At 56.7% G+C, this 15,534-nt stretch carries 14 protein-coding genes; 6 read left to right on the plus strand and 8 right to left on the minus strand.

Annotated features, from left to right (window positions below):
* Nucleotides 1-45: 45 nt before the first annotated feature.
* Entirely contained in the window at nt 46-561 is a 516-nt protein-coding gene (locus tag DYY88_RS06245; protein ID WP_039726028.1) for a DNA recombination-mediator protein A, read from the plus strand.
* Nucleotides 562-582: 21 nt separating this feature from the next.
* Nucleotides 583-1,011 carry an MAPEG family protein gene (locus DYY88_RS06250; protein WP_039726029.1) on the plus strand — a complete coding sequence of 143 codons (429 nt, stop codon included), beginning with the start codon at nt 583-585 and terminating at the stop codon, nt 1,009-1,011.
* Between the two features lie 30 nt (nt 1,012-1,041).
* Here the strand turns inward: DYY88_RS06250 and DYY88_RS06255 are convergent, their stop codons facing one another.
* The 5 genes from DYY88_RS06255 to DYY88_RS06275 all read right to left on the minus strand — a co-directional run bounded on the left by DYY88_RS06255 (nt 1,042) and on the right by DYY88_RS06275 (nt 9,429).
* Complete coding sequence (locus DYY88_RS06255) at nt 1,042-2,892, minus strand: purple acid phosphatase family protein (protein ID WP_039729561.1); 1,851 nt, start codon at nt 2,890-2,892, stop codon at nt 1,042-1,044.
* 41 nt (nt 2,893-2,933) lie between these two features.
* On the minus strand, nt 2,934-3,362 hold the full coding sequence (gene gloA2 / locus DYY88_RS06260; RefSeq protein ID WP_039726030.1) for an SMU1112c/YaeR family gloxylase I-like metalloprotein: 429 nt from the start codon (nt 3,360-3,362) through the stop codon (nt 2,934-2,936).
* Between the two features lie 273 nt (nt 3,363-3,635).
* Nucleotides 3,636-4,286: a DUF192 domain-containing protein gene (locus tag DYY88_RS06265; RefSeq protein WP_052288292.1), complete on the minus strand. Its 651-nt coding sequence runs from the start codon at nt 4,284-4,286 to the stop codon at nt 3,636-3,638.
* 220 nt (nt 4,287-4,506) lie between these two features.
* Complete coding sequence (locus tag DYY88_RS06270; RefSeq protein WP_052288293.1) at nt 4,507-6,882, minus strand: CHAT domain-containing protein; 2,376 nt, start codon at nt 6,880-6,882, stop codon at nt 4,507-4,509.
* A 36-nt stretch (nt 6,883-6,918) separates the two neighbouring features.
* The gene (locus DYY88_RS06275) at nt 6,919-9,429 is read right to left on the minus strand and encodes a two-partner secretion domain-containing protein (RefSeq protein ID WP_160299520.1); all 2,511 of its coding nucleotides are present in this window, start codon (nt 9,427-9,429) and stop codon (nt 6,919-6,921) included.
* A 262-nt stretch (nt 9,430-9,691) separates the two neighbouring features.
* On the opposite strand from DYY88_RS06275, the gene DYY88_RS24000 reads away from it, so the two are divergent.
* The 3 genes from DYY88_RS24000 to DYY88_RS06285 all read left to right on the plus strand — a co-directional run bounded on the left by DYY88_RS24000 (nt 9,692) and on the right by DYY88_RS06285 (nt 11,500).
* A complete protein-coding gene (locus DYY88_RS24000) occupies nt 9,692-9,856 on the plus strand; it encodes a hypothetical protein (protein ID WP_163685920.1) in 165 nt (54 codons plus the stop codon).
* Nucleotides 9,857-9,865: 9 nt separating this feature from the next.
* Nucleotides 9,866-10,690 (plus strand): endonuclease VIII, encoded by an 825-nt coding sequence (gene nei / locus DYY88_RS06280; protein ID WP_039726032.1) that lies wholly within the window; start codon nt 9,866-9,868, stop codon nt 10,688-10,690.
* A 369-nt stretch (nt 10,691-11,059) separates the two neighbouring features.
* Nucleotides 11,060-11,500: a hypothetical protein gene (locus tag DYY88_RS06285; RefSeq protein WP_039726033.1), complete on the plus strand. Its 441-nt coding sequence runs from the start codon at nt 11,060-11,062 to the stop codon at nt 11,498-11,500.
* Between the two features lie 260 nt (nt 11,501-11,760).
* Here DYY88_RS06285 and DYY88_RS06290 read toward each other — a convergent pair whose 3' ends face one another.
* Both DYY88_RS06290 and DYY88_RS06295 read right to left on the minus strand, forming a co-directional pair.
* Nucleotides 11,761-12,633 carry a mechanosensitive ion channel family protein gene (locus tag DYY88_RS06290; protein ID WP_207223289.1) on the minus strand — a complete coding sequence of 291 codons (873 nt, stop codon included), beginning with the start codon at nt 12,631-12,633 and terminating at the stop codon, nt 11,761-11,763.
* Between the two features lie 5 nt (nt 12,634-12,638).
* Complete coding sequence (locus tag DYY88_RS06295) at nt 12,639-13,823, minus strand: hypothetical protein (RefSeq protein WP_052288295.1); 1,185 nt, start codon at nt 13,821-13,823, stop codon at nt 12,639-12,641.
* Nucleotides 13,824-14,112: 289 nt separating this feature from the next.
* On the opposite strand from DYY88_RS06295, the gene DYY88_RS24005 reads away from it, so the two are divergent.
* Entirely contained in the window at nt 14,113-14,250 is a 138-nt protein-coding gene (locus tag DYY88_RS24005) for a hypothetical protein (protein WP_165390101.1), read from the plus strand.
* On the opposite strand, the gene DYY88_RS06300 is transcribed toward DYY88_RS24005, so the two are convergent.
* Entirely contained in the window at nt 14,247-15,449 is a 1,203-nt protein-coding gene (locus DYY88_RS06300) for a murein hydrolase activator EnvC family protein (protein ID WP_084607210.1), read from the minus strand. The genes DYY88_RS24005 and DYY88_RS06300 overlap by 4 nt on opposite strands.
* Nucleotides 15,450-15,534 lie beyond the last annotated feature (85 nt).

Raw genomic sequence — 15,534 nt, forward strand, 5'->3', positions numbered from 1 at the left:
CGAGACTGATACAATAGGCGCGTTCATTCATTTCGTGTATCTCCGTTGAGTCAGTCCATTGATGCCCCCTTGGAGTCGTCCAAGGTTGATGTATTTCTGCAAGAATTGGCTGCCATCCAGCAGTCCGGCTCGAAGCGTATTGCGATTTTGGGCTCGCGGCACGTGCCGATTACCCATCAGCAGCTCATTGAGCTGATGACTTACGCTTTGGTTGTGGGGGGCAATCGGATCATGACCTCTGGGGCCACTGGCACCAATTCCGCTGCCATTCGCGGCGCGTTGAAGGGTGACCCCAACTTGCTGACGGTGATCTTGCCCCAAAGTTTAGATAAGCAGCCCCGCGAGTCACGCGATCAGCTGGATCAGGTCATGCACTTGGTCGAAAACAGCAGCAACGATTCGCTGTCTTTGGCCGAAGCCAGTGCTATCTGCAACCAAGAGATTATTTCTCGGTGTCAGCAACTCATTTGTTTTGCCTTTCACGACAGCCATACGCTGCTTCGCACCTGCGAAGATGCCGAAGATCAGCGCAAAATTGTTACCCTGTTCTATTTCGATTAATCGCCCTCGCTCAGAGCTACTATGACGCTTTTGACCCAACTGCCCATGCCAGCTACGCTGCTCGTGTGCATTGTGATTGCTGCGGTGCTGGTCTACGCGCCGTTTATTTTGGTCGGAGCGGCACGGTTGCAAATGGGCTATGACATGTCGGCTCCGCGTACTATGACCGACAAAATGCCCTTGTATGCCCAACGAGCTAACTGGGCCCATCAAAATTCTTTCGAATCGCTGGCGCTATTTGCCCCAGCAGCCCTGATGGCTTACGTCACCGGGCAAGATTCCACAATCGCCCTGGGCGCTGCGATCGCTTACATCATCGCCCGCAGCCTCTATAGCGTTTTTTACATCCTGGATATTCCTATACTGAGATCGGCGATGTTTGCGATCGGTAGTCTGGGCATTTACACCCTATTTTTCCTCAGCTGTCGCACAGCGCTGGCCCTGGGCTAATTGCTTTAGGAGTGTTGGGTTTTCTAGGTTTCAGCCTCTTTGCCCAAGGATAAATTCATCAAATTTGACGACATCTGAATTGGGTTGGCGGGTATCGAAATAGTAGCTGGTGACTTTGCCGCTCCCCGTTTCCAAAATGCTGAAAGCGGTGATGTCATTACTGGCAATGTAGGGCAAAGGGCTGCCCGAGTCATCTTCTAACGGGGCCAGGGTGGGCATCACCGGGGCAAGTCCGTTGGGATCTCCTTGGGCCACATAATAATCTTGTTGATAGCCGTTAAATTCGATCGTGTCTTCGCCAGGGGGCATCTGACGCTGCTCGGTTTGCCAAAACGCACCGTAGGTATTCCCCACATTCGAGGTTTCTAAAAAGTGCATGCCCGACTCGCTGACAAAGCGATTCCACAGGTGGGAATGGCCGTAGAGCACCAGATCGACGCCTGCACTTTCTAACAAGGGCATCAGGTCGCGCATGATGTAGTCATCGCGCTTGGGGTATTCGTAGCGGACCGCACGCAGAGCGCCGTCGGGGTAGCGATCGTACAGCGGCACCGGATCAGTAAACGGGGGCACAATGTTGTCGCCTAAGCTATGGGGCGGGTGGTGCAGCATCACGATTTGGTAGCGCGCTTGCTGAAATTCGGGGCTCGCTAGCTCAGATTGGAGCCATTGATATTGCGGGCTACCGGCATGGATGGGCTCAAAAATATGTTGGCCATGTCCCCAATTGATCGGGTTGCCCAGATCCGCCAATCGCTCTTGAAACCGTCCCTGTACGCCAATTTCGACCGCTGGCCGTCGCCAAATATTGGTCACAAAGAGAGACACCAAGCGTACATCGCCAAAGGTAGTCGCGTAAAACTGGCTGGTGGGGCGATCGCGACCCGGCACTTCAGCCATTGGCAAGGTGAACAGCTCTTCGTAGGTATCCGTATTAAAGGAATGATTCACAATCCATTGCTGGCGCAGAGCCGGATCACCCTGGGCGTTGAACAACTCGGGTTGGGCATCGTAGACAGCAACGGCCGCCGCGCGGGGTACCGGATCATTGAATTGCTTATTCAACGGGGTGAAGGGTGAAACCCGACCCATAACTTCATGGTTGCCGATCGCGGGAAATAGGGGTGCTGACTGAATCAAAGCGCCGCCACGATATTCTTGATTGCCTAACTGATAACTCGCGCGGCCTTGCAAAGCGGGAAAAAACGCGGCTCCTGTCGCATCGTCAAACCACTCAGAGGCGCGATCGGGCACATTCACCAAATCGCCAGCCACAAATACGGCATCGACCGCACCGACAGTTTCCTCAACTTTTTGCAGGTTGGCTGCCGTCATCGGCTTAGCCTGGTGGTCAGAGGTCAGCAAAATTTTCAAGGGTGTCCCGGCGGCGGGCGCTGCCGACAGAGTAAATTCCTCGCTCGTCAAGATTTCGCCATCATCGGTCACACTCTCAACGCGATAAGGCCAACGCTGACCCGGTTGCAGCCCTGTCACCTCCGCCTCATGTCGCCAGACCAAGCGAGGAGCCGGGGCCTCCAGCGCCTCACCACTGGGGAGATTAGAGGCCTGGTCTTCTTGCAAACGAGACAGCAGGCGCGTTGTGGCTGGCACCGTCGACGCATTGTCCGCTAATCTGGCCCCCGATCGCGGGCCGTAGTATACCGTGTGGGTCTGCCCGGGAAACTCAGTAAACCAAACCACCCGCACCGATGTCGCGGTGGGCAACTGCAAAAACGGATCGGTGAGTAATCTGCCCATGGCTGGCGAGCCTGAACTGCTAGTCGTAAAGGACACTTGCGCCTCTAAGGTAATCACCAGCAAAGCCACCACCGTGAGCACAATGGCAGAAATCAGCAATGTCAGGTTTTCGCGCCGGGTCATAGTGGCCATCCTGAGCTAGCAACAGGGCTCTTAACTCATTCTCAAGCGAGAGCGGTGGAACGGACAATTTCCTGGTTGGGTGCGCCGACTTCGTACAGTTCAATGGGTAAACCGTCGGGATCAGCCAAAAAGACAAAGCGGCAACCCGTATATTCATCCGTGCGTACAGCTTCTACGGGCACCTGGGCCGCCGCCAATTTGGTGAGCCAAGGGTCGAGCTGAGATACCGCAAATGCCAAGTGACGGAGGCCTCGCGCCTCGGGCTGAGTGGGGCGAGGCGGCGGATCAGGGAAAGAGAATAATTCCAGTTGTGAACCATCGGGCAAAGCCAAGTCTAGCTTGTGAGATCGCCGCTCGATCCGGTAATTTTCGGCGATGATTTTGAGGCCCAAAATGTGGCAGTAGAAATGGCGCGACACCTCATAGTCGGAACAGATAACGGCTACATGATGGATGCGCAGTAAGGTCATGACGGATCATCGCCACCAATGGACTGGCTAATCAAACGATCGCCGCATGCAGCATTCAAGGTTCGAGCTGCAACCGTGGAAGTAGAGAATAAAATGCTGCAGCCTTGATCCGAATCTTTGAGTCCCTTAGAGATCAGCATTTTATAGACTCCAAGTTGCATTTTGCCTGCTCTGGCACTGCCGAGATGGCTGTTCACACTTAAGTAAATTCCCATTCCTTAATCGGCAATAGTTCAGTTGCCCACTAGCTTAAATTGGACCATGGGTTGCTACCTAAGAGGCTGAAGAGTCTTCTGGAATCGCCTCAGAGTCTTCGTCTTCGAGCCAGGTGAACTCGATCGCATCTCCCGCTTGCATCCCCAGTTCGGCGGCCCGACCCCCACGCAGCTCTAGCACGTAGTCGACAGGTTGCCGCCCCGGCCCATAGGTGGGACAGGGATCGCCCTCGCAGGGGGGAACATCGCTCGCGATCGCCACCACCTCACCTTGGTGAATGAACACCATATCTAAGGGGATCAAAACATTTTTCATCCAGAAGCTCACGGGGCGGGCCGGCTCAAAGGGAAAGAGCATCCCGCGATCGTCCGGCAAAGATTCTCGCGCCATGAGGCCAATCGCCTGTTGTTGAGGCGTTTCTGCCACTTCGAGACCGAGCGTTTGATCCGCAATCTCGACCTCAGCGGCGACGGGCAAAATTTGTCCTTGGGCTAATAGCTGTTGGTTCAGCAGTTCTTGATCCAGCTCAGGTTGGGAGGGGGCTGGGGTTTCGGCCGTCGGCGAGTCGGCTGGGAGCGGAGCGGCCGAGGGTTCTGGCGATTCACTTTCGGAAACGGCTGCGTCACAGCCCACCAAAGCCGCCACAGATAACACTGACCACAACACAGAATGCACTAAGCCAACACGCCACTTAGCAAAAAGCTTCACTCACTCAACTCCTAACTGACGGGTCAGTTTTGTCGTAAGTTATGCCAACGATAGTAGCGTTATAGCGCTGATGACTCGTTGGTTTCGCTGTCATAGCATACCGAAAAAATCTGCCTGTTGTGTGTAGCGCTTGACCCACCATTGCGAGCCTTGCCGCCCACCGCTTGGCAGCACTTGGGCAAACTGGTTCCCCCTGCACGGTCACAATTCGGCAGGGCGTTTACAACGGGGCGGGATTGCCCACCAGAACAAAAGCAGCCCAATTGATGGGATCAGGATATTGGGCGCGGGTTTGGAGCATGGCTTGGCGAAGAGCCTGGGCTTTGTCGGCACCCTGTGACAGCTCGGTATAAAAGGCTTGCATTAAAGTAGCGGTGGGCTCATCGGGCACCGCCCAAAGCGAGACGACAGTACTTTGGGCTCCTGCTGATAGCAGCGATCGCGATAAGCCCACCACCCCATCGCCTGTCACTTCGCCCAGGCCGGTATCACAAGCGCTCAACACCACTAGTTGGGCGGACAAAGACAGATTGGCAATTTCTCGCGCGGTCAATAAACCATCATCATCGTCGTCGGGGGCGAGGGCGATCGCACCAGGAATGGGAATGCGATCGGTGGTATCGACATAGTCCAGCAGGCCATGGGTCGCGAGATGCACCACATTGGCCGTGGACATGGCCGTTGCGACCTGCGATTCGGTAGCGTCGCTGCCCAGTATCGCCTGCGTTTGCAAGAGGTCGGCAATGGCGATCGCTTCCGCTTCCGCCCCCGGTAAGGGCTGCAACTCGCCTTCTAAGCTGGGGACAGCAGGCATGGTGGGATTGCCCACGACTAGGGGGGCAGCACCAACCATCGTCGCCTCAGCCAGCGTCAGGTCGAGCAGTTGAATTGCAGGCGTAGTGAGCAAGGTGTGCTTATCAACCAGCGCCTGCCCGGCGGCATCCGTAAGCGCAGCAAAGGGCAGATAAAACAGCGATTCGTGGGGCACCAGCACCACCAGCGCGTCGGGATCATCGGGGAGTGCGGCCTCGATCGGTGCAATCAAACGGGTGTAGAGATCATTGAGATCAGACGAAGATTGGGCGCGATCGGTCTGCACCACGCCAATGCCACGGGTGCGGCCCAAGGCCCCAATGGCCGAACGACTTTGCTGCACCTGCTCATTCAAGCTGAGGGTGATGCCCGCCAGGGAAATTTCTTCAAAGGTTACGGTGCCGTCCGGCGCGACCACCCACACAAATACCCGCCCCGCTTCACCCCGCTGCCGACCCTGCACGGTGAAGTCGTCTTCTGGGACGATCGCATATTCCACCAAGGTGGCGTCTAAGCGCTGGGCGACCTGACGCAATTCATCAATGGTCGGCGCGGTGATGGGCGTGTCATCCGTGGCAAAGGATTCCACAAAGGCGCGAGCCCGCCCCGCTTCCGAGGTTTCCAGCGCAGCGATGTAATCGCCTTGGGCCACCTGCACCTGCATCAGCAGGTTGTAGGTATAGATTTGGGTATCAAAGACGTTGACTTTATCGGCATCGGCTAGCCCCCGACGGAGGGCAGATAGGAGCTGTACTGATTCTTGCAGGGCGATTTCAGCTGGGTCAAAATCGCCCGTGACGAGTTGGGTATGGGCCAAATTGTTCAAAGCATCGGCCAGCAGCCGGGGCGTTTCGAGGTCGCGGGCGATCGCCACGCTGGCTTGATGACTCCGCAGCGCCTGCTCAAAGTCATTCGCATCTTCAAAGGCGACGCCCAGGTTGGTCAGCACGGTGGCTTGTAGCTGGCGATTGCCCGTTTCTACCGACAGGGCCAGACTGCGCTGAAACTGAGCGATCGCGGCGGCTTGATCGCCCAACTTTTGGTAAGTGCCACCCAGGTTATTCAAACCATACGCCGCAGACCCGAGGAAGCCCGCGTCCGTAGCCAGGGCAATGCCCCGCTCATACCAGGCGATCGCCCTGTCGAAGTCCCCCTCTAGGCTGTAAAGACCGCCCAAGTTCATTTGGGCGGTCGCTTCAAGAGACGGGGCGTTGACGTTAGCCGCCAGAGTCATGCTCGTTGATTGGGCGGCGATCGCCGAATCATAATCCCCTAGCGCTTCGTAGGCATTGCCCAAAAGACCATAGAGCTGGGCGATCGCGGCCGATTCGGGCTGATCTTGTAATTGCGTCAGCGCCTGTTCATAGGTCTCTACCGCTTGGGCAAATTGCCCCGACGCTTGATAGGCAATGCCCAAATTGCCCAAAGCTTGGGCGACGAGATCGGGCCGCTCCAGCATTTCGGCAATCGCGGCACTCTCACTGGCATAGGCAATCGCGTCACCATGACGACTGAGGGACAGGGTGGCGGCGGCCAACGCATTCAGCGTCAGGGCCGTTTGAGTGGAATTTTCTGCGGCTCGAAACCCGCTCAAAGCCGACTCCCAGGCAGCGATCGCCGCCTCGTAATCGTTAGCCTGAAATGCCGTCAACCCGGTTTGAAAAGCCGTGGCAGGGTCGGGCTCTCGGACGCTTTGACTAATGGTGACAGCTGCCGACGGCAGCCATCCTCGCGGCTGGACGTCAGCACTCAGCAACGCCGCCGCCCACAGGGTCGATAACATGAGATTCTCCCCACTTAGCGCTCAATACGCTGTGCTTTACTCTTCACACTCAGCGTCAGGGTCTTCCTCATTGTCGTCACAAATTTCTAAGATTGACTCTTCTGCTTCGGTCTCAATGCCGCGCAGGGTTTCTGCATCGTCGTCGTCGGAGAGGTCATCCAATCCGGTGGTGTCGGCGATTTCGTTAGTGGGTTCAAACAGTTGGCTCTCTAAAAAGGTGACGATGGTGCGATCAGGCTCGGCGAACAGCAAGCCCGCCAAGGTGCCGTTTTCGCCAGGCGGGGGCGCGACGCCGCCGTCACCCACGATCGCCGGCCCGATGAAAAAGTCGCGTGCTTCAAATCGGCGAGTGTTGAGGGTGTCAAAGGCGATCGCAATTTCGCCGCGAGTGTTGGGATCGATCTTCACCCCCCGGAAAAAATATTGCTGGTCGGCAGCGGGGGGAATGGGATTATCCGCCGCGTCACGGGGTAGAGGAATCGCGACAAAAATACTCAGGTTGTAGGTGTCAGAAGCGATCGCGTTACCAGCGGCATCTCGCTGCGACACCGCTTCGACCCGAAAGAAATCTTCCACGCGGAAGGTGTCGGCGGCATTGACCACCAGTCCACCAGCCCCAGCCAAGATACCATCGACGATGATGTCGCCCTGCGTGGATTCCAAATAAACGCGACTGCCGTTGCCGCCGCCCAGCCCCACCGCTCCCGAAATCAGCGGTATCCCATCGGCATCAATAATCTGGCGCTGGAGCGCATTCAAATCGCCCGCTTGAATGGAGGAACCGATCACCGTCAAGTTACCGTCCGTTTCCACCGAGGGATCAATATTGGCGTTATCGTTGCCGTCGCGCCAGGTACGAATATCGCCCAGGGTCACCGCTCCCCCCGCCGTGATGAATACATCGCGTCCCGGGGCTGAAATCGTGTCGCTCGGATTCATGGCAAAAGTGCCGCCGGACTCAAAGCGAATCGGGGCGGGATCGGGCGGCACCTCACTGGGCACGAGGGATTCGGTGATCTCCACGCCATTGATGAAAATGGGCGATCGCTCGGCAAAGGTAAGTTCGTTGTCGGCCAAATCTTCGATGGTGATGCTGTTGCTGGCCCGTAAGGTAACAGCGGTATCACCACTCAGCCCTTCCAACTCCGATTCAAAAATGAGAGTGGGAATGGGATCGGTCAGGGCCAGGTTAGTCTCGCTCAGCAGCGTCGCCAGCGTATCTGTGTCATCACCGTCGGCAGTGCCATTGCGAATGATGATGTCGGTCGGGTCGAGCAACAGTTCGCCGTCGGTGCCCAGCGGGGCGGTCGTATTCACCATGCCGTCAAAGAGCAGCGATCTCGCCCCCGACACTTCTACAAACCCGCCGTCGCCGCCCAGGCCCCCCCCTTGGGCCGAAATCTCCCCGGCAAACGCTGTCGTGTCATCTGACCAGAGAATCACCGTGCCGCCATCACCCTCCACGAGTGCATCCGCGGCGATCGCGCTCTCGGCATCCATCACCGTCAAGGTAGAACCTGGCAGCGTAAGTTGTCCCATCAGATCACCGCCCACGCGCACGGTGCCGCCCCCCTGGTCGCCTGAAGCATCCACCGTGGCGCTGAGCAAACTGACGCGATCGCCCACCACCGTCACATTGCCGCCCTTGGTGCCAGAGGTGTCGAGGGTGCCCGTGGCGATCGCGGTCCCTGGCACATCGGCAACGGCGGTATTCACCAGGGCGATCGTGCCATCAGGATTTGTCGTGATGCCGGTGGCGGTGGCAATGTCGCTGCCCGTCAACAATTCCGGCAAAGCTAATGGTGAAAAGGGCAAGGATGTCGGAGCTTCAGCAGACAATGCTTCCAACTCTAGGCTCAGGGCCATGTCGGTTTGGCTAATGCGGACGAGGTTGCTGTCGGGGATGGCGGCGATCGTGATGTCGCCCCCCGGTGCAGTCAGCGTCCCAGTGGAAATCACCTGCCCCCCCACAAGGGTGATGGACTCGCCTGGCATGACAGCCAAATTTGCGGCGTTGACGATCGCGCCTTCCTCGCCCGTAAACGCAAATCCGGTCGGCGTTCCCGCCAACTGGCTGTAATCGTTGGGGCCGAGGACATTAAACAACGCCTCATCAAACAGCACCCCGCTGGCGGTAGTCGCCGCAAACGATCCGGCCAAATCAAGCTGGGCATTGGGGCCAAACAAAATTCCGGCAGGATTGATGAGATACAGATTGGCCGCACTGCCCGCCACCTGCAAGCGCCCGTCAATATAGGAAGCCTGACCGCCCGTAATTGCACCCAGAATCGATTGCACGTTGGGCTGGGCCAAAAACGCCGCGGTCTGGTCTGCCGTCAACCCAAACTGAGTAAACGCATGGAACAAAGTCTGCTGGTCAGCCGACAGCTGCCCCCCCGTAATGTTGAAAGTTGGCCCAGCGGCCTCAACCTGGGTCGTTCCGCTCGGATCGGGAGTAATGGGGCTTGCCTGTCCGGATAGCGCAAACCCCAACAGCGTACTACCCACCACCAAAGCAGAGACCGACGGATGCAGAACAATATTCATGGGGCAACGGGGGCAAGACGAAGGGTTAACAAGTCGCCACCGCCAGCGATGTGGGAGCGCGATCACCGCAGCGATCGCCGCATCCATCCCAGCACCAAATAGGCAGCATGAGCAAAGGACGTAAAAGAAAAATCAGCGTTTTCCGTACATTTTCGGAGGCTGCGTCTAGCTTACTGGATGAAATCCGCCATTTCATCTGAGCGCGATCGCCGAAAAAGATTGATATATCAGGGTTATTGGCGATTTACCCCTGACTGCATCAATGACAAAAATTGATGTTTTTAATCCGCGTGGCCCAGTGCTGACGCCGCCGACTCGGCCTGGTCTGCGGAAGGCCCAACACCATTGCTGGCAGCATCGCCAACCACTCCTTATTCCGTCGCCACCCGCGATCGCCGAAAACGTTACAGTATGTAACGACGACTGAGGGTGCAGCATGCCTGAGGGGCCAGAGATTCGCAAAGCGGCAGACAAATTAGAGAAGGCGATCGCTCACCAGCCCACGACCGAAGTCTTCTTTGCCTTTGAACATCTGCAACCCTACGCCGAAAAGTTGACCGGGCGTACCGTCACCCATATCGCCACCCATGGCAAAGCTCTCGTCACCTACTTTGACAACGATCTCTGCGTTTACAGCCACAACCAGCTCTACGGCAAATGGATGGTGCGCCAGGCTTACAACTTTCCCAATACCAATCGGCAACTGCGATTTGCCATCCACACCGATCGCAAATCGGCCTTGCTCTACAGCGCATCAGATATTGAAGTCCTGACCGCCGACGAGGTGCTCCACCATCCCTTCATCCAAAAGCTCGGGCCAGATATCCTGAACCCGCAAGTAACCCGCGAACAGATCTTTGATTGGGTGCAGGAAAAGACGTTTTATCGGCGGCGATTCACCACGCTGCTGCTCGATCAAGGCTTTCTCTGTGGCGTGGGCAACTACCTGCGCAGCGAGATTCTGTTTGTCAGCGGCATTCATCCCACCCAGCGACCGACCGACTGCGATCGCGAACAGCTCGCCCGGTTCGCCGATGCCGCTCTGACCATTCCCCAGCAGTCCTATCACCACAACGGCATCACCAACGACCTCGACATCGCCCAAGATTTGAAGCAACGCGGCTGGCCCCGGCGACAATATCGCCACTGGGTGTTTGGCCGTGATGGGCAAGGCTGTTATGCCTGCGGCACCCCAATTGTGAAGGAGCGATCGGGCGGGCGGCGCTACTATTACTGTCCCACTTGCCAACCCACCGACTAATCTCAGTGTTCTGCGATCGCGATAGATCTTGACTACTTACTAGGGGGAGCGGGGGAGCCAGGGGGCAGCCGATTGGGTCATGATTGAGAGCATCGATATCACGCTCATTCAGTTGCGACTGAGGTTTGATCACGGCTTTAACCTCACCGCCTGCGGCACCTCTCCTTCGCAAGGAGAGGTTTAGTTACGGGTTGGCTACGACTTCATTGGCAACTGCTCAAAACTCTGGTTCCTCTCCTTTGCAAGGACTAAGTGAGGTTGGCGAGATCGCTCCGCTGCCATGCTGCCCGCTTTCTGTAGCGAGATGAAGTGATATTCAGTCCCCGCCTTAAAATCACGAAGATCCCCTTTTTATTTGAGAAGACCAAAATGACACCACAACTATGGGGCTTGATTGTTGGCGGCTTTTTGCCCGCCCTGTTTTACGGGCTCTCTAGCGTGTTTGCCAAAACGAGCTCTAATGCGGGCATGTCAGTCGGCGGCCACCTCTTTTTTATCGGTATCGCGATTAGCGTGATGGGGGGTCTCTTCAACCTGTTTTTACCGGGGAATGTGCCATCGATCGCGGCGGCCATATCGTCCGCCATGCAAGGTATTTTGTGGGCGATGGGCACCGGCTGCGTGGTCTTGGGACTGCTGAAATATCAGGTTCCCTTGGCCAAACTGGTCCCCCTTTACAACATGAACACCCTGGTAACTGCTGGATTAGCGCTCATGCTATTTGCGGAGTGGCGCGATACCGATCCCGTCAGACTGCTCATCGGGGCCAGCTTGATTGTCGTCGGGGGAGTGCTGGTGTCGGGGGCGTGACAGTTAGGCCGTTGTTGGCAAATAGCCTGCCCAATCGTTGGGGTTAGGCACTACTTGAGTATGTGTTTAGCGTTCCGCAGAATCCCCTCCATTGGAGGGGTGCCCGCAGGGTGGGGTGGGTTTACCCCTTTGAGTTACAGAGTGACAGGCCGACCCACCCATCCGCCCCTCCCAAGAGGGGAATTCAGTACTGAATGAGTGGATTGACGCTAAACACATACCTGCCCAACCTGTACAGGTCCTTGACTGGTTTAGGGAGGCTATTCGCTAGATGCCCCCGACGCCTCGTCAGCATTAGGCCAGCCCACCTGGGGATAGGGCACATGATGCCGCGCACAGGCTTGTTTCACCCGCAATACCAAGTCGGTTTTGTAAATAAATTCGTCCCGCGCATCCATCGGATACGCCTTGAGTTTGAGTTGGGTCGCCCAGGGCTTTTCGAGAATGATGACCGTGACGGGCAGCTTGAGCTGCGTATAACGACTGCTGTAAGCGGCTTGATACAACAAATCTGAAACCAGCTCTACATTCGCGGCGTGGGCAATGTAAAAATCCGTGACAATCTGCGCTTCGAGTTGGCCGCTGTTGGCGTTCGAAATCGGTTCATTCCACAACGTGTTGTGGGGAATCGTAACCGTGTCATCGCTAGGGGTGCGGAGTCGAACTTCGCGCAAGCCATAGTTCACCACCTCGCCGTAATGGTCGCCAATGCGCACGCGATCGCCCATCCTAAAGGAACCTTCAAACAAGGTGACAATGCCCGCAATGATCGAACTGACATAGTCTTTGAAGGCAAAGCCGAGGGCGACGGCGATGGTACCCGTCAGCGCCAGCAGATTGGACCCCGTGGGATTGACAAACAAATGCAGCAGGCGAGCGATCGCCACCAATAGCACCAGCGCTTTGAGAAAGGGCACAGATTGTTTGATCACCAGGCGAAAGCGACGCGGCACTTTTTCAGAAATAGCGGTGGTGAAGCTTTGAATGGCCGTCAGGAGACCGTAGGCGATCGCCACCGTCAGCAGCGCCTGGAGCAGCGATCGCCACGTGACTTCCTTAAACAGCGCCTCCAGATTTTCCGCCGTGGGGACGGTCTCTTGCGCCAACAGCCAGAAGTGAAGAGAAACGGCCATCACAGTCATGCCTGCCCGATCAAAAAATTGTTGTTGCCCAGTTCGCTATAGAGCTTGGGGTAGTGCGCCGGATGCACCGTCAACCAGCGTCCCGTTTGGCGCATCAGCCCTTCGCGCCGCAACACTTGCACCCGCGAGCGAATCATCCGCTCGTCTTCGCCCATACTCAGGGCCAGGTGCGATCGCGTCATCTCCCCATGCAAGAGCAGCGCGTGCAGCAAGTAACGATCCAGCGCTTCCAGACTCATAAGGCTGGGCAACTTCGGTTTGCGCGGCGTGATTTCGAGACAGCTCAGATCCGGCGGCAACGTCCCATCTGGCGCGAGCCGTTCCGCCTCTACGCACAAAGTCTGCAACCAAAGATAAGCAGCGGTGGTCGCGCTGCCTGCCGAGACACTCGCCAAAGTCTTCCAAAAGTCCGCGTCATCCTGGGCAATCTGCAGCGTTAACGACAAGTCTGGAGCGCTTTGCAGCACGACCTCAGCTAAGGGCCGCAGCCAGTCCGCCAAGTCCTCACCCGACAGCGACGGTAAAGTCATTGTCCGTTCTAAATAGGCCCCAACCTGACACACTTTGTCCAAAAATGCCCAGGCCCAATGGTTACAGCCCATCACCCAAAAGCACGAGTCATCCTGAGCCACCTGATTTTGCAAATATTCAATGCCCTGCCAGCCCTGAATGCAGCGCAGAAAGCAGGGTTCCAAGCTGGGAATGACGTTAATTTGTAACCGCGATGCATGCATGTCGGTCTGGGTCACAGGCATCGCGGGTTGGTCACCTTCGCTTTTTTGTTCGGGAACGAGCTCTCGCTGCAAATGTCCCGTAATTTCCAGGGCATTGGGGGGACGATGATAGCCGCTGAGCAAAAAGCGCACTTCGTAATCCAGCAAGTAGTCTTGCAGACTCTCTTTGAGGATGAGGGCGATCGCGTCCACCGGACGGGTCAACACCACGAGACAATTGCTCACCGTTTCCGGATTCGCTTGCCAAGCCTGCAGCGCTTCCCGCGTCGCTAATTGAATCGCTGTCGTATAAGGCACCGGCGGCGGCAACGCTTGCAGTTGTCGGGTCAACGCTTGCGTGATGCCCGCTGGCAAAGCCGCCCACTGCGATTCACTTTCGGTGACCGTCGGGGCGACCGTCCACTGCCGGGTCAGCCACTGGGGCAGCGATCGCCATAACTCTGACACCTGTCTTGTCACCCTGCCACCTCTAGCGCTTTGTCTGCCATCCTAAGACGCGCCTCTGACTCTGCCCGCCGTCCCGTCACAATCTTGGTCACACCACCCCAGCGGGTCACTCCCCCCAGCGACTGATTGAGATTTGTTCCCCACGAGAGTATATTAAGAAATACAAAGGCGCTTCTCCGCTGCCGCTGGAGAATGTTCCTCATAGTGATGATTGCCAGGATACGTCTTTCGAGGATTCGTCGACATATCCTGGCTTTTTTGTTGTAAACCTCATCCCCAAAGAGACGCCATGGCCAGCAAAGAGCAAATCCAAAAGCACCTATCCCTTAGTTCCAACATTAAGTTAGGGCCGACTGTGCCCGACGAAAGAGCGGAGCAAGCTCGCAAGATGCGCATTATGGAACACATCAACCGCAGCAAGGGCTAAAGGTACGCCATCGGGTTAACTGGCGACCCGTTTTGCCGCACCTCGAAATGCAGGTGCGGCCCTGTGGATAGGCCCGTGGAACCGACTGCCGCGATCGCCTGCCCTTGACTGACGGCTTGGCCCGCACTGACAAACAATCGACTGCAGTGGGCATATAGCGTCGTGATGCCCCCACCATGGTCAACGATCACGGTGTTGCCATAGCCGCCGCGCCAACCGGAAAAAATCACTCGGCCTGAATCTGCCGCATAAATGGTCGTGCCGGTCGGCGCGCCAAAATCGACCCCCGCATGAAGGCGCGAAGTGCCCAAAATGGGGTGACGGCGATAGCCAAAGCCGCTGGTCATGCGTCCATTCACAGGAAACACAAAGACACCAGTCCCGCGCACCACCCCCGTCGAAGCGGCAACTCTTTGACGAATGAGGGCAGCAATTTCTTCCGAATCCCTAGCCAGTTGCTCTTGAGCAGCAGCTAAGGCCGCTTTATCGGTTTGCAGGCGACTGATGAGCAACTCTTGCTGCGAGGCTTCGGCTTCATACTGCTGTTTTTTCGCCAACAGTTCTTGCCGCAGCAAAAAGACTCGGGTCTTTTGCGACTCGACCACGGCCCGTTGCTGTTTAATCTCATCCGCCTTGGCCTTCAGGTCGACCAGCACATTGCGATCGGCCTGATAGACCCGCTGTAACTGATAGCGACGATCCAAAAATTCATTGAAATTTTCGCTCTGGAGCAACACCGCCCACCCCTCGCCCCCTTGCTGACGCTGCAAAAACTGCAAGCGGCCCACTGCGGCGCGGCGCACATCTTCGTAAGCGGCTTCGGCTTTCAGCAAGTCATTTTCAAGCGCCTTGAGTTCATCCTCCGCTTTAGCCAAGCGAAATTCGGTGTCAGCAATTTGCTGGGCCGTGGCAGCAATGGTGTTTTGCAGAACATCTAAATTCTGCTCAGCTTGATCGGTTTGTCGCTCTAGCTGCTGGGTTTGCTGTTGAATGTTTTGACGCTTTTGGTCAATCGTCTCTTTTTGCTCCCGCAGGTCATCAATGGACTGGCTGATGAGGAACGAACGCTCCATGGCCTGCACAGGCGTATGCAAAATCAGGCTATGGCACAGCGCGATCGCGATCGCCAGCACCACCGTACTCACCCACCAACGCCGCCGTCGAATTTGCGGGGTTGGTCGCATCCCATTTGCAGTCATCTTTTCACCACCTGCTGTCAATGCCTGCTGACCCATGTCATGCCCATCCATCACCCAGAGCACCCCGAAGAATCACCGCATTTTA

This window comes from Leptolyngbya iicbica LK (assembly GCF_004212215.1).
In the GTDB taxonomy this organism is placed as follows: domain Bacteria; phylum Cyanobacteriota; class Cyanobacteriia; order Phormidesmidales; family Phormidesmidaceae; genus Halomicronema; species Halomicronema iicbica.